At 37.4% G+C, this 24322-nt stretch carries 22 protein-coding genes; 4 read left to right on the top strand and 18 right to left on the bottom strand.

Going from position 1 to position 24322, the window contains the following annotated elements; all coding sequences use genetic code 11:
* Positions 1–69 precede the first annotated feature (69 nt).
* The 3 genes from CKV78_RS05935 to CKV78_RS05945 all read left to right on the top strand — a co-directional run bounded on the left by CKV78_RS05935 (position 70) and on the right by CKV78_RS05945 (position 2111).
* Positions 70–645, top strand: coding sequence for a hypothetical protein (locus CKV78_RS05935; protein ID WP_005762907.1), 576 nt, complete (start codon positions 70–72; stop codon positions 643–645).
* A 170-nt stretch (positions 646–815) separates the two neighbouring features.
* Positions 816–1376, top strand: a complete 561-nt coding sequence (locus CKV78_RS05940; RefSeq protein WP_005762908.1) for a hypothetical protein — start codon at positions 816–818, stop codon at positions 1374–1376.
* Between the two features lie 171 nt (positions 1377–1547).
* Entirely contained in the window at positions 1548–2111 is a 564-nt protein-coding gene (locus CKV78_RS05945; RefSeq protein ID WP_005762909.1) for a hypothetical protein, read from the top strand.
* Between the two features lie 141 nt (positions 2112–2252).
* Here the strand turns inward: CKV78_RS05945 and CKV78_RS05950 are convergent, their stop codons facing one another.
* From CKV78_RS05950 to CKV78_RS06030, 18 genes are all read right to left on the bottom strand, one after another.
* Positions 2253–4643, bottom strand: coding sequence for a TonB-dependent receptor (locus tag CKV78_RS05950; protein WP_005762910.1), 2391 nt, complete (start codon positions 4641–4643; stop codon positions 2253–2255).
* A gap of 497 nt (positions 4644–5140) precedes the next feature.
* Positions 5141–6166 carry a DUF6630 family protein gene (locus tag CKV78_RS05955; RefSeq protein WP_032855236.1) on the bottom strand — a complete coding sequence of 342 codons (1026 nt, stop codon included), beginning with the start codon at positions 6164–6166 and terminating at the stop codon, positions 5141–5143.
* A gap of 60 nt (positions 6167–6226) precedes the next feature.
* Positions 6227–6688: a hypothetical protein gene (locus CKV78_RS05960; RefSeq protein ID WP_005762912.1), complete on the bottom strand. Its 462-nt coding sequence runs from the start codon at positions 6686–6688 to the stop codon at positions 6227–6229.
* A 286-nt stretch (positions 6689–6974) separates the two neighbouring features.
* Positions 6975–7493: a HEPN domain-containing protein gene (locus CKV78_RS05965; protein ID WP_005762913.1), complete on the bottom strand. Its 519-nt coding sequence runs from the start codon at positions 7491–7493 to the stop codon at positions 6975–6977.
* A complete protein-coding gene (locus tag CKV78_RS05970; protein WP_005762914.1) occupies positions 7483–8607 on the bottom strand; it encodes a DUF262 domain-containing protein in 1125 nt (374 codons plus the stop codon). The genes CKV78_RS05965 and CKV78_RS05970 overlap by 11 nt, the downstream gene beginning before the upstream one ends.
* A gap of 176 nt (positions 8608–8783) precedes the next feature.
* Positions 8784–12677 (bottom strand): phosphoribosylformylglycinamidine synthase, encoded by a 3894-nt coding sequence (purL, locus tag CKV78_RS05975; RefSeq protein ID WP_005762915.1) that lies wholly within the window; start codon positions 12675–12677, stop codon positions 8784–8786.
* A gap of 235 nt (positions 12678–12912) precedes the next feature.
* Positions 12913–13212, bottom strand: a complete 300-nt coding sequence (gene fis / locus CKV78_RS05980) for a DNA-binding transcriptional regulator Fis (RefSeq protein WP_005723276.1) — start codon at positions 13210–13212, stop codon at positions 12913–12915.
* Positions 13193–14191 carry a tRNA dihydrouridine synthase DusB gene (dusB, locus tag CKV78_RS05985; RefSeq protein ID WP_032855238.1) on the bottom strand — a complete coding sequence of 333 codons (999 nt, stop codon included), beginning with the start codon at positions 14189–14191 and terminating at the stop codon, positions 13193–13195. Before dusB ends, fis begins: the two co-directional genes overlap by 20 nt.
* A gap of 243 nt (positions 14192–14434) precedes the next feature.
* On the bottom strand, positions 14435–15316 hold the full coding sequence (gene prmA, locus CKV78_RS05990; protein ID WP_005762917.1) for a 50S ribosomal protein L11 methyltransferase: 882 nt from the start codon (positions 15314–15316) through the stop codon (positions 14435–14437).
* Between the two features lie 92 nt (positions 15317–15408).
* The gene (panF, locus tag CKV78_RS05995) at positions 15409–16842 is read right to left on the bottom strand and encodes a sodium/pantothenate symporter (protein WP_005762918.1); all 1434 of its coding nucleotides are present in this window, start codon (positions 16840–16842) and stop codon (positions 15409–15411) included.
* On the bottom strand, positions 16832–17086 hold the full coding sequence (locus CKV78_RS06000) for a YhdT family protein (RefSeq protein WP_005762919.1): 255 nt from the start codon (positions 17084–17086) through the stop codon (positions 16832–16834). Before CKV78_RS06000 ends, panF begins: the two co-directional genes overlap by 11 nt.
* 73 nt (positions 17087–17159) lie before the next feature.
* Complete coding sequence (accC, locus tag CKV78_RS06005; protein WP_005762920.1) at positions 17160–18506, bottom strand: acetyl-CoA carboxylase biotin carboxylase subunit; 1347 nt, start codon at positions 18504–18506, stop codon at positions 17160–17162.
* Positions 18507–18606: 100 nt separating this feature from the next.
* A complete protein-coding gene (gene accB / locus CKV78_RS06010) occupies positions 18607–19071 on the bottom strand; it encodes an acetyl-CoA carboxylase biotin carboxyl carrier protein (RefSeq protein ID WP_005762921.1) in 465 nt (154 codons plus the stop codon).
* 148 nt (positions 19072–19219) lie between these two features.
* Positions 19220–19672 (bottom strand): type II 3-dehydroquinate dehydratase, encoded by a 453-nt coding sequence (aroQ, locus tag CKV78_RS06015; RefSeq protein ID WP_005762922.1) that lies wholly within the window; start codon positions 19670–19672, stop codon positions 19220–19222.
* 70 nt (positions 19673–19742) lie between these two features.
* A complete protein-coding gene (menC, locus tag CKV78_RS06020; RefSeq protein WP_005762923.1) occupies positions 19743–20729 on the bottom strand; it encodes an o-succinylbenzoate synthase in 987 nt (328 codons plus the stop codon).
* 2 nt (positions 20730–20731) lie between these two features.
* The gene (locus CKV78_RS10550; RefSeq protein WP_005762924.1) at positions 20732–20893 is read right to left on the bottom strand and encodes a hypothetical protein; all 162 of its coding nucleotides are present in this window, start codon (positions 20891–20893) and stop codon (positions 20732–20734) included.
* 66 nt (positions 20894–20959) lie between these two features.
* Positions 20960–21817 (bottom strand): 1,4-dihydroxy-2-naphthoyl-CoA synthase, encoded by an 858-nt coding sequence (menB, locus tag CKV78_RS06025; protein ID WP_032855240.1) that lies wholly within the window; start codon positions 21815–21817, stop codon positions 20960–20962.
* Positions 21818–21926: 109 nt separating this feature from the next.
* On the bottom strand, positions 21927–23177 hold the full coding sequence (locus CKV78_RS06030) for a DUF2254 domain-containing protein (protein ID WP_005762926.1): 1251 nt from the start codon (positions 23175–23177) through the stop codon (positions 21927–21929).
* Positions 23178–23411: 234 nt separating this feature from the next.
* Between CKV78_RS06030 and glyQ the strand changes: the two genes are divergently transcribed.
* Positions 23412–24314, top strand: a complete 903-nt coding sequence (gene glyQ, locus CKV78_RS06035) for a glycine--tRNA ligase subunit alpha (RefSeq protein WP_005762927.1) — start codon at positions 23412–23414, stop codon at positions 24312–24314.
* The last annotated feature ends 8 nt before the right edge of the window (positions 24315–24322 follow it).

Below are 24322 nucleotides of genomic sequence, written 5' to 3' on the forward strand. Positions count from 1 at the left end.
GCCGTGAGTGTATAATGGAGACAATAACGAATTTTCTATTATTTCAAGTATCTATTTTAAGGAAAACGTATGAAAAAACTATCATCAATTGGCTTGATCATATTATTTAGCTGCGCACTTACCGCTTGTGACAATAAAAGTACTGCTGTAACAAAAACTGCAAATAATACTGCGCAAACAAAATCAGAAGTTGTACTTGATGAAACGGCACAATTTAAAAAAGATTATGAAGCCATTATCAAATGGAATAATATAGAAACACAAAAGATTCAAGAACAAATAGCGATTATTCAAAAAAGAATAGTGGAACAACAAGATCCAACTAAGAAATTAACTACTGAAGAAGCTACTACATTAGTCACCAACCTCAAAAATACTATTGCCCAATCTATCAATGAACTTGATGCTCTCAATATTAAAGACCCTGACTTACAAGAACTTACCAACAAAATGAAACAAGGTAACAATCTTGCTCAAGAAAGCTTTGAAATTTCAATTACCGCATCAAGTAAACCAGCTGAAGAAACACCAAAATATCGAGCTGAATTCGAAGCAAAAATGAAAGAGCTACAAGCGCTAAATACTGAAGTGGGAGAGCTCAATAGAAAAGTGGGTGAAAAATACAGAAGTTTACATTCTAAATAACAAGACGCTAAATAGCTAAATAACTTATTTGGCTATTTTTTATTTAAACAATTTAAAGTAAAACTTTTAAGAAAATAACTGCACTTTTATATAAAAACGGTTCTTTAGATAAATCCAAAATGGATAAATATTTTATTTTTAAACTGGTTATATTTATTTAAAGGAAACTTATGAAAAAACTCTCATCAATTGGCTTAGCTATTATGCTTGGCTGCTCACTTGTCGCTTGTGACAATGAAAATACCGCTGATACTACTGAGACAAAAACAGAAACACTTATCTATGCCACAAATGCACAATTTAAAAAGGATTATGAGGCTATTCAAAAATGGGACAAATTCTCAAAAGATAGATTTCAAAAACACATCGATATAATGACAAAAAAACTTATTGCACATAAGCCACCAGCAAAAAAAATTACAGAAGAGGAAATAGATGAATTAATTGATAATATGCAACAAACTGTCGAAGAAACTTCCGATGCATTAGACAATCTCGATATTAAATCCCCTGACTTCGAGGCGTTTTTAGAAAATAAAAAAGAATTTTATAGTCGTACAGAAGAGATGCTTACGACTGCATATGAGTCAATGACAAAGTCTCCAGAAGAAGTGCTTGAATATAAAGCTAAAGTAGAGAAAATCATTCAAGAATTAATCGAAATCCGGAAGGAAGATGAGAAGATGGATAAAGAAATCAAAGAAAAATATAAATTTTCAACACCCAAATAAAGGTAAAAATCCATAAACAAGTCAAACAGTTTTTAGTTATTTTCTTATTAAAATCAATAACCAAAACTTATAAAAAAATAACCACACTTTTATATCATACAGGATTCATTAAAATCCCAAATGGATGAATATTTTATTTTTAAACTGGCTATATTTATTTAAGGAAAACTTATGAAAAAACTCACATCAATTGCCTTAGCTATTATGATTGGCTGCTCGCTTGTCGCTTGTGACAATGAAAAGACCACAGGTACAACAACAGAAAATATTCAATATACTGCAGATGTACAATTTAAAAAAGACTATGAAGCTTTAGAAAAATGGGACAAAGCCTCAAAAGTGAAAATTGAAAAGCACTTCGACGTAATAACACAAGAATATTTCAAACATAAACCATCTGGAACAAGAACGACAGAAGAGGAAGCAATAGAATTCACTAATAAAATGAAAAAAACTGTCGAAGAAATTTTTGATGAATTAGAGGAACTCAATATAAAATCCCCTGAGCTAGAAGACTTCATCGAACACCAAAAGGACTTTTATCGGTTAGCAGAAAAAACACTGGAACTCACATATATACTGCTAACAAAATCACCAGAAGAAAAGCTTGAATATCAATCTGAATCAGATGAAATTACGAAGGAGTCCCAAAAGTTCGAGGATGAAGAGAGTAAACTGCGTAAAAAAATCGAAGAAAAATATAAAAGTTTAATGCAAAAAGAAAAGAGTAATTAAAACCCATAAAAATCAAAACGTTCGAAAAAATGACCGCACTTAATTGTGCACTCTTCATCAGAGAAGGCATATATCACAAAAAAGGCACAAATTAAAAAATCTGTGCCTTTATTAGTAATCCTATTCACTTAAAATCTAGAATTAAAATTTAAAATTCATCCCCACATTAATACCACGTCCATTCTGTGGAATATAAGATAAAAATGAAGCATGATTATAGACTTTCACATTTAGCAAGTTGTTGGCATTCAAGAATAATGTATATTCATTGTTGCCAATTCGTCCATCATAGCTCACTCCGGCATTCCACATCGTATGACCCGGTGTTGGCTTTTCTAAACGTGCAACTTTATTTTGTTTGAAAACACGATAGAGCTGTGTATTAAAACTCACACCATTATCAAAATGACCATTTAGTTTTATCCCCAAACGCATTGCCGGCATACGAGGGGCATTGCCATCAGGTTGTTTTTCCCAGCCCGTTGGTTTTAAGCCAATAGGATTATAATTTTGATCATATGCTTGCTCATAACCAATTGGGAGCACTGGTAGATTTTTTAATTTACCTCGCACATAATCACCAAAAATTGATACATCATATGTTGATGAGATTTGATAACTAGCTTCTGCTTCTAATCCATAAATATTTGCTTCTGCTTGATTATAGCGATATAAATGTAATGGATAATCACTACTTAACGAGCGTGAACAACGTCCATTTGCTCGCCAAGTACAAGTTGACTTATCGTTTAAAATGGCAGCATAAATATAATTGGAAAACTGTTGGTAATAACCACTTAACTTAATCCCTAATTTTTCCCCAGAATAATCCCAACCTAATTCAATATTATTTGAACGCTCTTTTTTCAGATTTTTATTTCCAGCTTCAAAAGAATTTGTCGCTAAATGTTTTCCGTGAGCATATAGCTCTTGTGCGTTTGGTAAACGCTCTTGATGTGAAAAAATGATATTCAGCTGATGTCTATCATTAACTTGATAATTTGCTGAAAACGCATAAGAATAACCTTTTGACTTATGCGGTTGAGTAAGCTCTTGAGGCACTTGCTCTCTTGCAGGCACATTAAAGTGATATTTCATCGCAATACGCTGACGTTCCATTCTACCACCGATATCAAATTGCCATTTACCGAATTCAACACGCTCCATCAAAAATAGGCTTTGCTGATCTGTGGTATGATCAGAAAGAAGATTTTGCTTACGATATTCAAGTGTATGATTATCTAAAGCATAGCTATCTTGATATGTATGGCTCACCCCAATTAACCCACTAACATTAGCAATCGGCTGATGAATAAACTCAAGACGTGCGGAATAACCTTTATTTTTAAAAGAGTTATCCGAAATTGCCCCTGATTTTTCATCATGACGATAATCTACTTGTGCAACAGAAAAACGGACTTTATCTAAGCCTTTCACAGGATTTTTCCATTCACCACGTATATCCCAACGTTGAGAATTTAACACAATATGCGGATCAGCATGCTGATGATCGTGGCTATTTGGTTCATTTGCATGGTGTGCATGACCGTGATTACATAAGTGCCCATGGCTATGCCATGATTTTTTTATACAATCAATACCCGGGTTATTATAATCAATATCCGTTTCTTCCATTAAAAATGGATAATGTTTTAAATAAGGCTTACGCCAATGTGCATCTGACAATAACACATGCATATAGTATTCATCGTATAGATGAGAATGTGCAGGTAAGCCATATTTATCTTTACGTTGGCTATATGAAGCACCTAAATAACCTTTATCTCCCACCCAAGAAAGCCCAATACTACCACTTCGATTATCAACAAAACTATTAGCTAATTTATGCTGAGTACTCCCCTGATACTGATAAGAAGGCGTACGATAATCACCCGCTTTTTTGTACAAACCTTCAAGGTGTAACGCAAAATGTTTTGATAATCCCACATCAAATGCTGCATTCACCAAACGTTCATTGTCCACGCTGCCCGTTCTTAGGCCAACTTCCCCTTCAACACCAACAATTTCGGTAGTAGGAATTTTATTATCTACCACGTTGACAGCACCCGCAGCATTACCGGAACTATACAGTAACGTATTGACACCACGTAAAATTTCAATTTTTTTAGCTAATAGACTGTCCACAGTGACCGCATGATCAGGAGACATAGATGACATATCCAACGTTTCAGTACCACTATTAAGCAGTTTAATACGTTTACCTTCTTGTCCGCGAATTACAGGAGCTGATGCACCACCTCCAAATTGGCTAGCGTGAATACCAAGTTCATTTGACAACGCATCACCAATATTACTCCCACGTTGTTTAAGGCTATACTCCGAGATAGTTTTTTCACTTGTTATGAGACGACCTGTCAGTGGCGCGCCTTGTCTACTATCATTAAGTGCATCCACATGTATCGCATCAAGTTCAATATGGTTTCCTGTATTGGTTAAATTATTTTGTGCTACGGCTATTTGGCTATAAAGTCCCGAAATAACACACAATGATAAATACGAAATTTTTTTCATAAAATATGACATATAAATTTAAAAAGTTAATAAACGCATGCCTTGCTAAACATACGCATCCAAGCTCCGTCTTCACACACTTTTCTGATCACCATCAATAACATCTGAAATGCATCCTTAGAAAGATAGCATAAGCGCCACATTCCCACTTGGTTGGAGAACCAAATATACTTCATGCCGATTCATTCAGATTTGAACAGTATGTCCCGGTTAGCGCTAAATTATTGTCTATATATAGATCAATAACAAGCTTTTTTTATAGCGTAAATTATCATGCAATTCCTAACTCTTCCTTAACGATAGAAAAGCGGATAGATTTTTTGACAGTAGAGCTCACATATAGCCTTAATATAGGACTATTTCTGGGCATTTACTCTAACTGAATGAGAAATGAAAAAACAATCATGACAGAGGGAATGCTAGAATAAGAGCTATCATTTTGAGCCAACTTTTTAAAATATAAAAAATAAGATTACCCTTTATTACTCTCTTCCTATTTAAAAAGGCACAATATCCAAATCTAACCTTCTTGCTAATTGTAAAATGCGCTTTTTATCTTTTTGTTTACAGACAAATAAACTGTATAAATCTTGTTCCGTTTCAATATTTAACAACGTATAGTCACTCTTTTTCTCTAAACGCTCGACAATTTCATAAGGTTCAAGCGCTTTTTTCGGTAATTTGAATTTTTTACCAATTACGTCTGATAAGTATTCGCTTAACTCTTCATTATCAATACGCCAATCCGTATCAAACGAATCTAACATGGGTTGCAATAAAAAACGATAACTCAAAAATGCCAATTCAGGTTTATCACCTTCCTCTGCATAGCCTTGTTCGACTAAATCCAGTAGGCATTTTTCAGGCGCCTCTTGAATTTGTTGATAACGTTTTATAAATTCCTCTTTATCATGAATATTTAATAAAGTAGTGAAGTCATGTAATGCTTCTGTAATGTCAATTGGTTCTGGTGCATCAATATCTAATTTTTCGCACATAAAATCGACAGCTTCTTCAAGTAATTGCAGATAAGCATGATAAGTGTCCTGACTTGGATCTAGCAACTGGCTATTACGCATTTCTTTGAACAGATTGCCCGTTGTTGGTGAGGTATAAAGCAACTCCATATCATCCTTACCTTCATGATCTTGGCAAGGTATGCAAATAAAAGTGACATATTCTGTATTATAGTATTTCTTCAATGCTGGATTTAGCGGAGAAAAGAAATTGAATTTAATCGCAAAAAATCGCCAATTGCCTCCCTCAATCATCTCCGCAGGACTAGGTGGTGTGATATTCGCCTTGTTCATCAGTTCTTCAAGGGGCGTATAAAAATCCTCATAGCCTGCTTGAGTTAAAAAATGACTAGCCAAATTTTTCGTCGCTTCTGGAATATCTTCAGGGTAATAATAATATTGTGCCTTTAACGCCATACCAAATGGTGATTTAGCGAAATAAAAACGATATTGGCAATGTTGTAAAACATAGTCTTCAATCTTTTTTAGCTTTTCGATGAGTGTCATTTTGCTCTCCATTAAAAAGTGCGGTCAAATTTATCAAAATTCCTACCGCACTTTACTGACTTAAAAATATATATCAACATAATCAGTCACAGGATCACAAGGGTTCTCCATTTGTTGTAAACGCCAATACTTGCGTTTTCCCGTTGCTCGGAATTCATACGTCCCCTGTCGTATACATGCTTTACCGTTATTAATATGATCAACACGTGTGACAATTTCCCCTGTAAAAAGAAACGCTTTTTCATCAATCACCTTAATTTTGCCAAATAAAGAGACAAAATTCCCATTTAACTCTTGCATCCCTCTAATACTTAACCCATCGGCATCTCTTAAGATATCCACTGAGCCAAACGTTTCCCAACTCACCCACTGTAAAGAAAGTTTGTGTTCCCCAACCAATTTATTTTCAATTTTAGTTATTTGCTCTGGCGTGAACAACTGAGGTTGAGCATTGACACTTAACCAACAAAGACTTCCCAAAAGGGCAACGTATAAGAACTTGAGGTATTGACGTTTTTTCATAAATACAATCCTAATAAAAGCAAAAACAGCTTGTTTATTATACGATAGTATTGATTAAAAAACGGTTATTTTTGAAATACGTTGTTGATCGCGGTTGTTCATGTTGTGGTTTGTGATGAATATTTTATACTTTGGAGAAAAGGAAAGGCACTAGTAGGAATGCGAGTGCCATTGGAGAGGGTAAAACTTACGCTTAAAATGGAGTCTTACCTCAAGATAAATATTTTGATTAATTCCTTAAAATAGAGTGGAATTCATACTCTTGCTCTTAAGAAAACCATTATATCTATGTATTTTGGAATAACACGTCATATAATAAATTGAGAACAACAGTCCCTGATTTATAATACTTTATAATTGTGTCTATAGATGTATTACATGAATTGCCATGGGCAATATCATTCCTTAATTGAACTAAGGAATTTAGATCAGATTTAATATTCATTGATGTATTTAAATCTTTATGACGTCTAAGGCTATCTTTAAAACAATTTTCCCACTTAGGATCAAATCTAGATAAATATTTTTCTATTATATTTGTTTTAGGATTACAAGAACTATCCATAATATCTTTCGTTATAAACTCTTTAATCCTATTATGTGAATCAATGCAATCATCTTTTAGTTTATCACTAAGAATCTTTTTGAATAAAAATTCAATTCGTCCAGAACTTCTTACTACAGAATAATGAGTTAAATATTTAGAAATAGGAGATAATTTATGCTTACCATTACCAATAGTCTTCTTTATTTCTTCTAACTCATCAACAACTTCATCTATCTGCTTTTGCAAATCAGAATTCATATACTAATCCAAATAAAATTTCTGATGCTCTTTCTATACGACCTTTTATATTTTCTATATTTGTAGTCCTTACAGAAGTAAAACTAATAAATTTTTGGTCATTTAATAATTCTTTATATTTTGACAAATAATCAGTATGATTATTTTTCTGGAACCCAGACTGGCTAGCAAAATCTGCTGCTGCGCTAATAGCATCAAACATTGGAGGCGTGATCCTTCCTGTAAAAGAGTCCTTGTTTTGGTCAAACCGTTTAAACATATTATCTCCCAATATATCATTTAATATTGTTAGCATATTTTCAAATCTAGCTTTAAAAGATTCTTTTTTTTCGCACCCCATTTTCTGATACATGCTCATATAATTATTTAAGTATTTAACTAGGTTTATACTTCTTTGATTTTTTTCAGGAAAGTTTTTTAAGTCACTCATAGCGAAATATCGTAATATTAACTCAAGATCAAACATTCTTGCATCATAACTCTTTGAGCCAAATGCAACTCTCCATAATTCACGTTCATTTAAATCAAATAAAAGTGTATTAAAATCACCTTGATATACACAATTTCTAATTTCTTGAGGTTTTAAAGCAGAACCACTAGTATTTATTCTCTCAAATATTTGATACATCCCTGTGTCATTTTGAGGATGCTTTTGTTCAAAAATAATTGCGTGAATAGTTGTTGTTCGAATTTTTCTCTGTTCTTCTTGAGTAAGCTCTAAGAAAGTTTTCCCTCTCCATCTATCATTAATAATTTCCGAGTTAACTAAGTTAAAGGTTTTCTCCGAGTCTTGAAATTTATTTCCTTTTATAAAATCAAAAATGGTCATTATTCTTTGATAACCATCAATAATCAACATTGATTCATTTTCTTGTTTAGCTAAGAAAATACTAGGTACAGGTAAACCTAATAAAATAGAGTCGATAAATCTACTGGCTTCCTTTTTGTTCCAAACATATTTTCTTTGCAGTTCAGGTTTTAATAAATCTCCTTCTTCATACATAGTTACTAATTCTCTAAAAGATAAATCAGCCCCCCAAGATGTAATATTAAACAAATCATCATTAGAATATGACTCTGTTTCCTCTTTAAACTCAGTTATTTTTTGTTCCATAATTCTTTCCAAATATTCACTATACAGTTTAACAGATTAATTTTATAAAAATCATCTTATTATCAAACTCTAATATATACATACATTTTAATAAATTAATACTTATAATAATCCATTTAGATTAGAACATATTCTTAATTTTAAGTATTATCTATTTTAAATATAGTAAAACGAATCTATCTCAATATCAATCTCGCATTCCTAAACAATCTCATCCACGCCCCATCTTCACTCCAATCTTCTGGGTACCATGAGTTAGAAACCGTGCGGAATACTCGCTCTGGGTGTGGCATCATGATGGCGACACGTCCGTCTTGGTTAGACAATGCGGTGATACCTTCCACTGAACCGTTTGGGTTGGCTGGGTAGATTTCCGTTGGGTTAAGGTTGTTGTCGATGTATTGTGCCACGATTAAGTTTTGATCTTTTAACATCTGTAACTGTTGATCGTGTTTGAACTCGACACGTCCTTCACCGTGTGAAACCGCGATTGGCATATGTGAACCCGCCATGCCTTGGAACCAAAGTGAATTTGTCTCATTAATACGCACTAATGCCGCACGGGCTTCAAAACGTTCTGATTTATTACGCACGAAACGTGGCCAAGCGTCTGTACCTGGGATAATGTCAGCAAGGTTAGAAACCATTTGGCAACCGTTACACACCCCTAAAGTGAGGGTATTTGGGTTGGCAAAGAATTCACTAAATTGATCACGCAACATTGGGTTAAATAGGATGGATTTCGCCCAACCGCCACCTGCACCAAGTACATCACCATAAGAGAAGCCACCACATGCCACTAAGGCATTGAAGTCTTTTAAGTGGTAGCGCGCGTTATGTAAATCGCTCATGTGTACATCAATCGCCTCAAATCCAGCACGGTCAAAGGCAGCAGCCATTTCGTAATGGCTGTTAACCCCTTGTTCACGCAAGATTGCAATGCGTGGTTTCTTGCCTGTGGCAATATAAGGTGCGGCGATATCTTCGTTAATGTCGTAGGTTAAATGGGCGGAGAAGCCTTTGTTTTCTGGATCTTTCTTCGCTTCAAACTCTTGGTCTGCACATTCTGGGTTATCACGTAAACGTTGCATTTGGTGGGTTAATTCTGCCCAGATGCCACGTAGCTCAGAACGTTTTTGGCTAAAGAGTAATTTAGTACCACGAGAAATTTCTATGCGGCCGTCCGTCGTCACTTCCCCTAATTCTTTAGTTAAGTGGATTAAACCATGTTGTGATAACACCTCACGTACATAACTTAAATCGCTCTCACGCACTTGAATCACCGCACCTAATTCTTCGTTAAATAACACCGCAAGATCGTTATCGCCTAATGCGCTGATATGGATCGATAAACCACAGTTACCCGCAAACGCCATTTCCGCGAGGGTCGTGATTAAACCACCATCTGAACGGTCGTGGTACGCCAATAATTTTTGCTCTGCCACTAAGGCTTGCATTGCATTGAAGAAGTTTTTCAAGTTTTCAACGTTCACTACATCAGCAGGTTTATCACCAAGTTGTTTATACACTTGGGCAAGTGCGGTCGCACCTAAACGATTTTGACCTTCACCTAAATCAATTAATAATAAACGGCTGTGTCCTTTATCGGTGCGTAATTGTGGTGTGACCGTTTTGCGCACATCTTCTACACGCGCAAAGGCACTGATGACGAGAGATAATGGCGCAGTCACGGTTTTTTGTTCACCGTTTTCGTGCCAAGTAGTTTTCATTGACATGGAATCTTTGCCCACTGGAATAGTTAAACCAAGTTGTGGACAAAGTTCTTCACCCACCGCTTTCACTGCTTGGTATAAGCCAGCATCTTCACCTGTGTGGCCTGCTGCTGACATCCAGTTTGCAGATAATTTAATGCGTTTTAAATCGCCAATGTTAGTTGCTGCAATATTGGTGATGGATTCTGCTACCGCTAAACGTGCTGAAGCAGCGAAGTCCAATAACGCTACGGGCGCACGTTCACCCATTGACATGGCTTCACCGTGATAACTATCTAAACTTGCTGTCGTTACTGCACAGTCTGCCACAGGGATTTGCCATGGACCCACCATTTGATCACGAGCCACCATACCAGTTACAGAGCGGTCACCGATAGTAATTAAGAAAGTTTTTTCTGCCACCACAGGTAGGCGTAACACACGATGGAACGCTTCTTTTAAGTCAATTTGTGATTGATCTATAGCCGTACCTTCTACGGTTTTTGATTGCACATCACGGGTCATTTTCGGCGTTTTACCCAATAACACATTCATTGGTAAATCGATTGGGTCATTACCGAAATGCTCATCGTGTAAGGTTAAATGTTCCTGTTCTGTCGCTTCACCAATCACCGCAAATGGCGCACGTTCACGCTCACAAAGTGCGGTAAATAATTCGAGTTTTTCAGGGGCAACTGCTAGTACATAGCGTTCTTGTGATTCGTTACACCAAATTTCTAACGGGCTCATACCACGCTCATCGCTTAAAATCTTGCGTAATTCAAATTTACCACCACGCCCACCATCGTGTACTAATTCTGGCATCGCATTTGATAAACCACCTGCGCCGACGTCATGGATAAATAAAATAGGGTTGTCATCACCTAACTGCCAGCAACGATCAATCACTTCTTGACAGCGACGCTCCATTTCTGGGTTATCACGTTGTACAGAGGCAAAATCTAAATCTTCTTTTGATTTGCCAGAAGCCATAGAAGAAGCTGCCCCACCGCCTAAACCGATATTCATCGCAGGCCCACCTAAGACAATTAATTTTGCCCCTACAGGGATTTCGCCTTTTTGCACGTGTTCAGCACGGATATTACCAATACCGCCTGCTAACATAATGGGTTTGTGATAGCCACGTACTTCTTCACCCGCAAAACTATTCACTTTTTCTTCATAAGTACGGAAATAACCTAATAATGCTGGGCGCCCAAATTCGTTGTTAAATGCCGCACCACCTAAAGGTCCTTCGATCATAATATCGAGCGCAGAGGCAATACGATTTGGTTTAGAAACGGGATTTTCCCAAGGTTGCTCAAAACCGGGGATCACTAGGTTAGACACAGAAAAGCCTACTAAACCAGCTTTTGGTTTTGCACCACGACCCGTTGCCCCCTCATCACGGATCTCACCACCAGAACCTGTGGCGGCTCCTGGGAACGGTGAAATCGCAGTTGGGTGGTTGTGGGTTTCCACTTTCATTAAGATATGTGCATCTTCATTGTGATAGCGATATTGCCCATCTTGATCTGGGAAGAAACGTCCGACTTTTGAGCCCTCCATCACCGCAGCATTATCTTTATAAGCAGAGAGAACGTGATCTGGCGTTTTCTCAAACGTATTTTTAATCATTTTAAACAAGGATTTTTCTTGTTTTTTGCCATCGATGATCCAATCTGCATTAAAAATTTTATGACGGCAATGTTCAGAGTTTGCCTGTGCAAACATATAAAGTTCAATATCATTTGGGTTACGCCCAAGTGCAGTGAAATTTTCCACTAAATAATCAATTTCATCTTCTGCTAAAGCCAAACCTAATTCTACGTTCGCATTTTCTAACGCTTGGCGACCGCCAGTAAGAATATCGACTGTCGTAAATGCTTTTGGTTCTTGTTGGTCAAATAACACTTTCGCATCTTCTGCATTGCGAATAATACCTTCTAACATTCTATCGTGAATATGTGAAACCAATTTTTGTTGTTCTTCACTCGATAAAGTGCGGTCAAACTCAAAATAAAATGCAAGACCACGCTCTAAACGGTTCACCTTATTTAAACCACAGTTGTGAGCAATATCAGTTGCTTTTGATGACCAAGAAGAAATTGTACCAACACGTGGAATTACAATAAAACATTCGCCAACTGGCTCGTGTTCTGCAAGGGTTGGACCGTAATGTAAAAGCTGATCTAATTTTTCTGTTTCTTCATCACTTAATGCTTGCGATAAATCGGCAAAATGTAAATATTCTGCGTAGCAAGAGTTCACTGGCAAATCTGCCTTCTGGAAACGTACTGCAAGCTGGTTTAAACGAAATTCAGAAAGGGCTGGAGAACCACGAAAAATTTGTAACATAGGAATTAGCCTTGTTTAGTTAAATAATAAATTGAAAAAACGTGGCTATTATAAAGGGAAATGTAGAAAAACGAAAACGTTTGCGTAGATATTTACACATTAATTCTAACGAGTAAAAGTGCGGTTGTTTTTTGCAGAATTCTTATACTTTAGAAGGGATAAAGATTGAGAAAATGAAAAGGACGAACAATTGTTCGCCCCTCCATTAATAAGTAAATTAAAAAATCCGACGAGATTAACCCATACCGTATTTTTTTAATTTTTTACGTAATGTGCCACGATTAATGCCAAGCATTGTTGCTGCACGAGTTTGGTTACCACGAGTATATTGCATAACCATATCTAACATTGGGTGTTCAACTTCCGCTAACACTAATTCATATAACTCGTTCACATCTTGACCGTCTAATTGTGACAAGTAATTGCGTAGTGCTTGTTTTACAGAATCACGAAGTGGTTTGTTTGTTACTTGAGATTGTGAATTTAACACTGATACTGTAAGTGCATCAGCTGGATTACGTTGTTGTTCTAACATTGTTGTCTTTATCCATCAGAATCAAATTAAAAAAATCTTCTAATGCAATTAACTGCTCTTCTGGAGAAGTAATGGCATTAAAAGCCTGTCTAAAAACGGAATTAGGTTGAATTCCCTGTAAATACCAAGTTACATGTTTGCGTGCAATTCGATACCCTTTTTCTACACCATAAAACTGATGCAAATCTCGAATATGCTGTAAAATCACAGCGCATTTTTCATCTAGACTCGGTGCTAAAGTGATCGATTTTTTTTCGATTAGGCTATTCACTTGATTAAATATCCAAGGACTACCTAACGCCCCACGCCCGATCATCACAGCGTCTGCATTTGTATAATCGAGGACAAACTTTGCTTTTTCAGCAGAGGTAATATCCCCGTTAGCGATAACAGGAATAGAAATATGTTGTTTTACCGCTCTAATGCTGTCGTACTCAGCATCGCCTTCAAACATACAGGTTTTAGTGCGACCGTGAATCGTCAGTGCTTGAATGCCTGCTTGCTCGGCAATTTGGGCTATCTCTAAGCAATTGCGATTCTCTTTATCCCAGCCAGTTCGGATTTTGAGTGTCACAGGGACATCTACAGCGTTGACTACTGCTTCAAGAATTTGTTTCACTAAATCGGGATATTGCAATAGCGCAGAACCAGCCATTTTCCGATTTACTTTTTTTGCAGGGCAGCCCATATTAATATCAATAATCTGAGCGCCGTACTCGACATTTACTTGAGCTGCAGCCGCCATTTCAATAGGATCAGAACCCGCTATTTGAACCGCGTTAATTCCCGCATCTTGATGGTGAGCCAAACGTAACTTCGATTTTTCAGTGTGCCAAACACGTGGATTAGTGGACATCATTTCAGAAAAAGTCAAAGCTGCCCCATAATGAGAACAAATTTTCCGAAATGGTTGGTCAGTGATGCCTGCCATAGGTGCCAAAAGCACGCGATTTTTTATCTGATAAGAACCAATCCGCACTTCACTACTCCTTCACAAACATCGAATCCTTATATCCATCAATCAAGCACCCTGAATCGACAAGGGTCGCTATAATACGCACTTTTGCCTCATTTGAAAAGCATATTTTTTATACAAAAAGCAATTTTTTTTGATTTTTTGATTTTAGTTAAAAAAGAAACGTTTACATTGTATAAAAATTAAATAAAACTTGACAATTTATTGTTCTATTTGCTTTTCAAGCAAAAAAAGATATTAAGGAAATTATTTCAATTTTCCGGTAATACGACACCACTCTTCCCGCTCTTTTACTGGCTCAAGCGCAAAACTTTCCGCATAAGCATCACAAACTGACTGTGCTTGTGTTGCTAAAATGCCCGATAAACCTAAAACACCCATTGGTTGTACCAGTTGGCTAATCACTGGATAAAGCTCTTTTAATGGACCTGCTAAAATATTCGCCACAACAACATCCGCTTTTAGATCTACTGGTTTATCTGCAGATAAGAAAAGTTGTAATTTATCCGCTACGCCATTTTGCTCCGCATTATTACGGCTTGCTAAGATCGCTTGTGGATCAATATCAATTCCGACCGCACTTTTTGCGCCCAGTTTTAATGCTGCAATGGCTAAAATACCTGAACCGCAACCGAAATCGATGACTGTCTTATCTTTAAGATCAAGGCTATCTAACCATTCTAAACATAATGCAGTTGTTGGATGAGTACCTGTACCAAACGCTAGCCCCGGATCTAACATCACATTGACCGCACTTTCGTCTGGCACCTCACGCCAGCTTGGGCAGATCCATAAACGTTTACCAAATTGCATTGGATGGAAGTTATCCATCCATTCACGTTCCCAGTCTTTATCTTCAATCTGTTCAATCTTATAGGCTGAATTTTCATTAAGATAATTTTCTTCTTTGAGTAAATCTACGATTTGTTGCATATCTGTTTCTGCATCAAATAATGCAACCACATCTGTATTTCCCCACAAACGAGTTTCGCCCGGTAACGGCTCAAAAATTGGTGTATCTTGGCTGTCCATAAATGTCACAGATACTGCGCCGATTTCCTCTAAATAATCGCTCATTTGCTCTGCTTGTGCATTAGTACTATTAATACGAATTTGAATCCAAGCCATAAATATTCCTCAATGTATTTATACAGTAAAACTTATAAAACGAATGAGGGCAGCCCTGAGGTCTGCCCATCCTTGAACATTAATTATCTTACTTATTTAGCGAGTTTATATTCACCAATTTTGTTTGCAAGTAAGAACGCAATTAAACCAAACAATAGTGATGGTACGATTGCGTGGAAGTCCAATAATTTAATTGACGCTGCGGTTAATGTTATGTAAGAACCCAAACCAACAATCATCGAACAAATTGCACCATATGCATTTGCTTTTTTCCAATATAAACCAAATAAGATGACCCACAAGAATGTAGTCTCTAGACCACCTAATGCGAATAAATTTAACCAAATCAACATATCTGGTGGATTTAATGTAGCCACGGTCACTAAAATAGTGAGGAATAATGTTGTAAAGACAGAAAGACGTTTAACTCTTTTTTCGTTTTTAATTTCTTCGGGTCTGACACGCAGATATAAGTCTTTAATCAAAGTAGAAGACATTTGAATTAATGTTGAGTCAATAGATGACATAATTGCAGCCATTGGCGCTGCTAAGAAAATCCCTGCCACAACTGGTGGTAATACTTGAATCATCAAGGTTGGAATAATCTTATCTGTGACAGAAAGCTCTGGTATGACTGCACGACCTAATGCACCTGCTAAGTGCATACCCAACATTAATACCGCAATCACCACTGTCCCGATAATAATACCGCTGTGTAGCGCCTTACTGTTTTTATATGACATTGCACGCACAACAGTGGATGGTAAACCCAATAAACCGAAACACACCAACACCCAGAAGGATGCCATGAATGTGAAATCTAACGGTCTTGCTTCAATGCCATAAGGGGTAATTAAATTAGGATCAATGCTTTCTAACGTATCAATAATTTGACTTACACCACCGCCAGCATAAATTACACCGAATAAGAGCAAGAAAGTCCCTATCAACATAATCAATCCTTGAATAGTATCCGTTAACACTACTGCTCTAAATCCACCTATAAAAGTATAAATCCCAACTGTTACGGCGAAAATCAAAACGGCAAGACGATAATCAATATTTAATGTAGTTTCTAACAAACGCCCAACCCCAATGAATTGTACCGCCATCATAATGAAGAAAGAAAACAACAATGATAAGCCAGCTAATAGGACAATTGTTGGGCTTTTATAACGAGCAAATAAAATATCATTCACTGTTAAACTTTTGTTTTCCCTTGCCCACATTGCGAATTTTTTACCGAGTACGCCTAAAGTAAACAACACCACTGGTACTTGGATCATCGCTAATAATACCCAACCCAATCCAAATTTATATGCAGCACCTGGGCCACCAATAAATGAGCTTGCGCCAACATAAGTTGCCGCAGTTGTCATTGCTAATACAAAACCAGATAAGGAACGATTCCCTACATAATATTCACTTAAAAAACTACCTTTTTGACGTTTTACATAAGCATAATACGCTACTATAAATACAAAACATAAATACAGGCATAAAGGAATGATAATGCTATAGTTCATCTTTTTTATGCACCTCTAAATCAATATCAACAAACACAACTTTGATACAAGCATAAATGATAAAAGTGAAGAGAATAGGTAAATAAAGGCAAGAAAATTCAAACCAGAGAGGAAAACCTAAAAATCCTTTCGTATTTGGTAATCCATAGGCGAAAATACACCACCCAACCATATATAAAATGGTTAACCCAAACGCCCATAGCGCTTCCTTCGTTGCTTGCTTATAACGCGAATTAAGATTCATTTTATAACGTCCTTAAAAAACGAATAAGAAAAGTGGATAACTCCACTTTTCTTATTGTTAGCTTAATCGTGAATTAATCACGCATACCAAGTTTCTTCTCAAGGTAGTGAATATTTGTACCACCTTTTTGGAAATTCTCGTCCGTTAAAATTAACTCGTGTAATGGGATATTCGTTTTAATACCACTAATGATGGTTTCAGAAAGGGCATTTTGCATACGACGAATTGCCACATCTCGAGTATCACCATAAGTGATCAATTTAGCAATCATCGAATCATAATGCGGAGGCACAGTATAACCACCATACACGTGAGAATCCCAACGTACCCCTAAACCACCCGGAGAATGTAGATGCTCTACTTTACCTGGTGAAGGTAAGAATGTTTTTGGATCTTCCGCATTAATACGGCATTCCATCGCGTGACCACGTACTTTGATATCGTCTTGTTTCACTGAAATTGGAAGACCTGCTGCAATACGTAACTGCTCTTTCACTAGATCAACACCTGTAATCATTTCAGTTACTGGGTGCTCAACTTGAATACGGGTATTCATCTCAATGAAATAAAACTCACCATTTTCATATAAGAATTCGAATGTACCCGCACCACGATAGCCAATTTCAAGACAAGCTTTCGCACAACGAGCACCAATATCACGACGTACTTCTTCTGAAATCCCCGGAGCCGGGGCTTCTTCTACTACTTTTTGGTGGCGACGCTGCATTGAGCAATCACGCTCTGCTAAATAAATCGCATTGCCGTGAGTATCTGCAAGCACTTGAATTTCAATATGGCGTGGATTTTCTAAATATTTTTCCATATATACCATATCATTGTTAAATGCTGCTTTTGCTTCTGCTTTTGTCATTGCAATAGATTCTTCTAATGCTCTTTCTTCACGTACTACACGCATACCACGGCCACCGCCACCGCCTGAAGCTTTGATGATAACAGGATAACCAATGCGCTTTGCGATTTCTTTATTTTTCGCCATATCAGTGCCAACAGGACCATCAGAACCAGGTACACAAGGCACGCCTGATTTTTTCATTGCATTGATTGCAGAAACTTTATCACCCATTAAGCGAATGACTTCCGCAGTTGGACCAATAAAAGTAAAACCTGAACGTTCTACTTGCTCAGCAAAATCTGCATTTTCAGAAAGGAATCCATAACCAGGGTGAATGGCATCTGCGCCAGTTACTTCTGCGGCTGCAATAATAGCAGGGATATTTAAATAACTTTTTGTTGAAGGTGCAGGACCAATACAAATTGTTTCATCAGCAAGTAACACGTGTTTTAATTCACGGTCTGCAGTAGAGTGCACTGCAACAGTTTTAATGCCTAATTCTTTACACGCACGCAAGATACGTAATGCGATTTCACCGCGGTTGGCAATAACAACTTTTTCTAACATAAAAAAATTCCACTTTTTAGTTAAATAGCTATATCGCTATTTAAAAAGAGATTAATAGAGAAATAAGCGATGTGGCATCGCTTATTGTGGATTTATTACATTATTCAATGATGATAAGTTTTTGATCAAACTCAACAGCTTCACCGTCATTGATAAGGATTGCTTTCACAACACCTGCTTTATCCGCTTCAATACGGTTCATCATTTTCATTGCTTCAACGATACAAAGTGCATCACCAACTTTTACAGTTTGTCCTACTTCAATGAATGGTTTAGCTTCTGGACTTGGGCTACGGTAGAAAGTTCCTACCATTGGTGAACGAATTGCATGACCAGACATTTCCTCTGCGCTTACAGCTGGCGCTGATGCCACTGTTGGTGCAGCTACCGGAGTTGCTGCAACTGGTGCTGGCGCTGCTTGAACAGGCACGCTATATTGCACAGCTGCAGGAGCAACAGAACCGCGATTAATACGAACTGACTCTTCCCCTTCAGAGATTTCCAATTCCATAATGCCCGACTCTTCTACTAATTCGATCAGTTTTTTAATTTTACGAATGTCCATAATCTATGTCCTAAACTTTTTACTTTTTGACCGCACTTTTCCACCCATAATAGTGTTTTAAAGTACAAATTTGTTAATACTACATATCGTGCGAAAGATTACCTGAAAATCATCAATTTTGCGATAAAATTCTGCAATTTTCTAAAACTTAAGCCTCTTTTGACAGAAAATTTACCGCAAACTCTAATGCAAACTCATAGCCTTTTGCACCTAAACCACAAATGACGCCTTCTGCCACATCGCTAAAATAAGAATGATGACGAAACGGTTCACGTTTATGTACATTGGATAAATGTACTTCAACAAAAGGAATCGCAACAGCTAATAAAGCATCTCTCAACGCAACACTGGTATGTGTAAACGCCGCAGGATTGATAATAATGAAATCAATTTGTTGAAAACTCTGGTGAATTTTCTCAATTAATTTTTCTTCACTGTTTGACTGAAAACAATCCAACAACACATTGTGCTGTTTTGCTAATGCTTGTACATTTTGCTCAATTGTACTCAAAGACAAACTGCCATAATGTTTTGGCTCTCTTGCCCCTAACATATTTAGATTAGGGCCATTTAACAGCAAAATTCGTGTTGTTTGCGACATAATTCATTCCTAATTCAAGGTCGTGGATTATAACTATTTTTTAAGAAATAACAGCATTTCTGTGGTCTTATCAGTCAACTTGGATTTGTTCAACAAACTCTGAATCAAAATCTGCCACTGGTAACCTTGAACCGGGCCAACGTCTCACTACTTGATAATCCATTAAATCTAAAGTATCTAAACCAGGTACTGTATTTGGTGTATACTGCTGAGCAATACGTGCCAATTGAGTTAAACCAAAGCTACTTTCAATCGAAGAACTGATCACGGCTTTTAATCCACAATTATTAGCTTGCTCAATTAACTGCACACAACGCTGCAATGAACCGACTAAAGTCGGTTTAATCACGATAGCCGCTAAGTTTGGTTGTTTTTCTACACAAAAATCAGATTCACGCACTGTTTCGTCCCACGCAATTGCAATACCAGTTTCTTCTGCGAATTGCAAACTTTCTGCTGGTGTCTTACAAGGTTCTTCTAAAAACTGAATACGTGCTCGATGCTCTGGTTTTACATATTTCGCAAACATTTGTGCTTTCGTGAGTGTCCAACTGCGGTTAGCATCAAGACGCAAATGCAAGTCAGGAATCGCCTCAAGCAACATATCCGCAATCAATCCATCACGATTTGCTTCATACATTCCCACTTTAATTTTTGCAACCTTTTCGCCTTGCATTTGGTTTAATGGTTCATAAAGCTCGTCCGGGTCACCATAACAAAGTGGTGCAATTTGATAATTTCCTTCTTCAATTAATAATCCTTTCATTTCTGCTAGCGCACAACTTAAACCAAACGCCACAGAGGGATACAAATGTTCTAAAGGTAATTTACCACTCGCATTCGTCCATTCTTTTAACCAATCAATAGTTTGCTCAAGCGCCTGTTCTAAGGTTTCCTTGCTAAACTCAGGTAACGGTGCGATCTCACCCCAACCTTGAGCATCATCACAAGAGACTTGAACTAAAATACCTTCACGTTTTTTTAAAAAGCGATTACGCAAAATCAGCTGGCTATCAACCGGAATTGAATATTTATATAACTGAAATTTTCTGATCATTGTTATTTTTCACAAGTTTGGGTCACTTCGTTATAGCGACCACCATAATCTAAACAGTTATCTTTCGGATCAAGGGTTAAAAAGACCATTCCTGCAACAAATAACACCACTAAAGACAACACCATTGCCAAGCCACCGAATAGGACTTTTTTCCAAGAAAACATCGACTTGATTCCTCTATATTGCAAAAGTGCGGTCAAATTTTTCAAAATTTTAACCGCACTTGAGGGTTATGGATTACGTTTAAACTTACTGAAGTCCGGAGCACGTTTCTCATTAAACGCATTGCGACCTTCTTGGCCCTCTTCTGTCATATAGAACAACATTGTTGCATTGCCCGCTAATTCTTGTAAGCCTGATTGACCATCACAGTCTGCATTCAATGCTGCTTTTAAGCAACGTAATGCGATCGGGCTGTTGCGTAGCATTTCACGACACCAACGTACTGTTTCTTTTTCTAAATCAGCGTAAGGTACAACGGTATTCACTAATCCCATTTCTAATGCTTCTTTTGCATTGTATTGACGGCATAAGAACCAAATTTCACGTGCTTTTTTCTGCCCAACAATGCGAGCCATATAACTTGCCCCCCAACCACCATCAAATGACCCTACTTTCGGACCAGTTTGACCGAAAATAGCATTTTCAGCAGCAATCGTTAAATCACAAATCATATGTAATACGTGTCCACCACCGATTGCATAACCTGCCACCATCGCTACAACTGGTTTTGGACAAGTACGAATATCACGTTGGAAATCCAATACATTTAAATGGTGAACACCGCTATCATCTTTATAACCACCGTAGTCACCACGTACTTTTTGATCGCCTCCCGAACAGAATGCCTTTTCACCTTGTCCAGTCAATACGATCACACCGATTTTTTCATCAAAACGTGCATCAGAAAACGCTTGGATCATTTCTTTGACAGTTTGTGGTCGAAATGCATTGCGTACTTCTGGACGGTTAATGGTGATTTTTGCAATCCCATCTTCAGATTTATGATAAAGAATGTCAGTGTAACCTGCGCTACAATCTTGCCATTCAATCGGCGCATAAAGAACATCATCTTTTGGATTTTGCATCGTAACTTCCTTCAATTTTGATTTCATTTACCTAAAAGTGCGGTCATTATAGCGGAAGTTTCAACCATCCGTTATAAATTCTTTAGACAAACCTTATTTAGGTTAGACTTTAATTTACACTCTTAAATAAATCTTGGTGTTTTTTCGTTAATATTTGAATATCTGACTGCAAATCCAATGACTGGCAAGCTCGCTCAAAGGCTTGTTTCGCCATATTCAATGCTGCCACTGCAACTTCTCTATCTGGTGAGTTACGCCAAATACTTGCTAGCACCTTTTGCATCACCAGATTCACTTCTAAAACCCCTGCACCATCACGTGAAAGGGGAGCAAAAGCATCACGAATCCACTCATCGCAATCTAAAGGAATAATTGATAGGCGATCATATTCCGTCTTATCTTCAGGTATATCCTCTTCTTTTTTGACTAATAACCCCATCATCATTGCCATAATATTAATTGCTGTGCCTGGATCATTGACTGCGGCAGAAAGTGCCCGTTGTCCTGCTTCACTTAATACAATAAAGCCCCAACTTGGATCTTGATCAAAAGTACGCCCTTTGGCAAACACAAAACAATTACGTAAATCCTTGAGATCAATTTCATTTTGAGTTTCTATTTTACAAAGCACAGTATCAGGCGAAATTAACTCACCTGGACGCACACAAATATGAATATAAGCCTCTGCCCCCTCCGCTTTACGTTGTAAGGCTTGCATATCAATATGGGTTAAATAACCACTTGAATTTGCCTCTAATAGTTGTAATTGAGTACCAAATTGATGTGTAGAAACGGCTCCCATCATTGGTGAAATACGGTATTGTCTTAAAGATTTTTCCGTCACTTGCTCGATTTTTTCTAACGTATTACCCAAACGACCTAGTTGAGACAAGGTATATACCCATCGAATTAAGGTCACGATCAAATACAACAGCACCGCAATAGTACTGATAAATAAAATAAAGCGTCCGTTTTGCTCATAAAACGCCATACCTAGTGCAGTTCTTGCGATGATCGCATAAATAAATGCACAAATAAAACTAGTGATAGCGGTGCGTGTTGTGCTATCCCCCATGACTAAATCCGTTGCTCGTGGTGTTGCACCACTTGATGCTGAAGCAAATGCTGAAACCATAATGGATAAAGAAAATGTAGTGACCGCTAACATACTAGAAGCAATTACATTTAATAAACTTTCTAGAGTTTCTTGTTCAATATGTGGTAATGAACCCGCCTCAATTATTCGCGCGCCCAAACGCAGTGAAAACACAAAAATAGCCGTAATTACTGCCCATCCTGTTGCGGTCACCCACAATTTATTACTTGGTTTTTTTAATGCTAATAGCCATTGATACATCATTTACTCTTTCCTTTAAATAAAAAATAACGCATTGATAAGTGTACATTAAAACAGCAAATCTAACATAATATCAACAAGAAAATATAAAAAAGCTTATAAAACCCACCGCACTTTTCTCCTTTTGTTCATTGCATTGTTGAATGCACAGAATACTCTTTATCCATTACACACTTTCCCCTATAATAGGGCGTATTTTGCTATTTATTTTTAATCTAATTTTATAAAGAAAAAATTATGACAACATTCAATGTAAAAACTTTCCAAGGTATGATCCTTGCCTTACAAGATTATTGGGCAAAACAAGGTGCAACAATTGTTCAACCATTTGATATGGAAGTGGGCGCTGGAACTTCACACCCAATGACCGCACTTCGAGCCTTAGGCCCTGAGCCAATGGCATTTGCTTATGTTCAGCCTTCACGCCGCCCAACAGACGGTCGCTATGGCGAAAACCCAAACCGCCTACAACATTACTACCAATTCCAAGTGGTGATTAAACCTTCGCCAGATAACATTCAAGAACTCTATTTAGACAGTTTAAAAATGCTCGGTTTCGACCCAACACAAAACGACATTCGTTTCGTGGAAGATAACTGGGAAAACCCAACCTTAGGTGCGTGGGGGTTAGGCTGGGAAGTCTGGTTAAATGGTATGGAAGTAACCCAATTTACCTATTTCCAACAAGTCGGTGGCTTAGAATGTAAACCTGTGACAGGCGAAATTACCTACGGTTTAGAACGTTTGGCGATGTACATTCAAGGCGTAGACAGCGTGTACGATCTCGTTTGGTCTGATGGTCCACTCGGCAAAACTACCTATGGCGATGTATTCCACCAAAACGAAGTGGAACAATCTACCTACAACTTTGAATACGCAAATACTGATTTCTTATTCTACTGCTTCGATCAATACGAAAAAGAAGCAAGCGAATTATTAGCGTTAGAAAAACCGTTACCATTACCCGCTTACGAACGCATTTTAAAAGCGGCTCACAGCTTCAACTTATTAGATGCGCGCAAGGCAATCTCAGTAACCGAACGCCAACGCTACATTTTACGCATTCGAGCCTTAACCAAAGGTGTTGCTGAAGCTTACTACGCAAGCCGCGAAGCGTTAGGTTTCCCGGGTTGTAAATAAAGTGCGGT

Origin of the sequence: Pasteurella dagmatis (assembly GCF_900186835.1) — a bacterium.
GTDB classification, from domain to species: Bacteria; Pseudomonadota; Gammaproteobacteria; order Enterobacterales; family Pasteurellaceae; genus Pasteurella; species Pasteurella dagmatis.

Bases quoted from the DNA above. Each gene is read 5' to 3' on its own strand.
- CKV78_RS05970 (WP_005762914.1), bottom strand. From the start codon at position 8,607: ATGGAACAAAAAATAACTGAGTTTAAAGAGGAAACAGAGTCATATTCT.
- CKV78_RS05955 (WP_032855236.1), bottom strand. From the start codon at position 6,166: ATGACACTCATCGAAAAGCTAAAAAAGATTGAAGACTATGTTTTACAA.
- accB (WP_005762921.1), bottom strand. From the start codon at position 19,071: ATGGACATTCGTAAAATTAAAAAACTGATCGAATTAGTAGAAGAGTCG.
- CKV78_RS05945 (WP_005762909.1), top strand. From the start codon at position 1,548: ATGAAAAAACTCACATCAATTGCCTTAGCTATTATGATTGGCTGCTCG.
- CKV78_RS05935 (WP_005762907.1), top strand. From the start codon at position 70: ATGAAAAAACTATCATCAATTGGCTTGATCATATTATTTAGCTGCGCA.
- aroQ (WP_005762922.1), bottom strand. From the start codon at position 19,672: ATGTCGCAAACAACACGAATTTTGCTGTTAAATGGCCCTAATCTAAAT.
- CKV78_RS06000 (WP_005762919.1), bottom strand. From the start codon at position 17,086: ATGAATCTTAATTCGCGTTATAAGCAAGCAACGAAGGAAGCGCTATGG.
- fis (WP_005723276.1), bottom strand. From the start codon at position 13,212: ATGTTAGAACAACAACGTAATCCAGCTGATGCACTTACAGTATCAGTG.
- CKV78_RS05940 (WP_005762908.1), top strand. From the start codon at position 816: ATGAAAAAACTCTCATCAATTGGCTTAGCTATTATGCTTGGCTGCTCA.
- glyQ (WP_005762927.1), top strand. From the start codon at position 23,412: ATGACAACATTCAATGTAAAAACTTTCCAAGGTATGATCCTTGCCTTA.
- CKV78_RS06030 (WP_005762926.1), bottom strand. From the start codon at position 23,177: ATGATGTATCAATGGCTATTAGCATTAAAAAAACCAAGTAATAAATTG.
- CKV78_RS05960 (WP_005762912.1), bottom strand. From the start codon at position 6,688: ATGAAAAAACGTCAATACCTCAAGTTCTTATACGTTGCCCTTTTGGGA.
- accC (WP_005762920.1), bottom strand. From the start codon at position 18,506: ATGTTAGAAAAAGTTGTTATTGCCAACCGCGGTGAAATCGCATTACGT.
- CKV78_RS05950 (WP_005762910.1), bottom strand. From the start codon at position 4,643: ATGAAAAAAATTTCGTATTTATCATTGTGTGTTATTTCGGGACTTTAT.
- CKV78_RS10550 (WP_005762924.1), bottom strand. From the start codon at position 20,893: ATGTTTTCTTGGAAAAAAGTCCTATTCGGTGGCTTGGCAATGGTGTTG.
- purL (WP_005762915.1), bottom strand. From the start codon at position 12,677: ATGTTACAAATTTTTCGTGGTTCTCCAGCCCTTTCTGAATTTCGTTTA.
- menB (WP_032855240.1), bottom strand. From the start codon at position 21,817: ATGCAAAATCCAAAAGATGATGTTCTTTATGCGCCGATTGAATGGCAA.
- panF (WP_005762918.1), bottom strand. From the start codon at position 16,842: ATGAACTATAGCATTATCATTCCTTTATGCCTGTATTTATGTTTTGTA.
- prmA (WP_005762917.1), bottom strand. From the start codon at position 15,316: ATGGCTTGGATTCAAATTCGTATTAATAGTACTAATGCACAAGCAGAG.
- menC (WP_005762923.1), bottom strand. From the start codon at position 20,729: ATGATCAGAAAATTTCAGTTATATAAATATTCAATTCCGGTTGATAGC.
- CKV78_RS05965 (WP_005762913.1), bottom strand. From the start codon at position 7,493: ATGAATTCTGATTTGCAAAAGCAGATAGATGAAGTTGTTGATGAGTTA.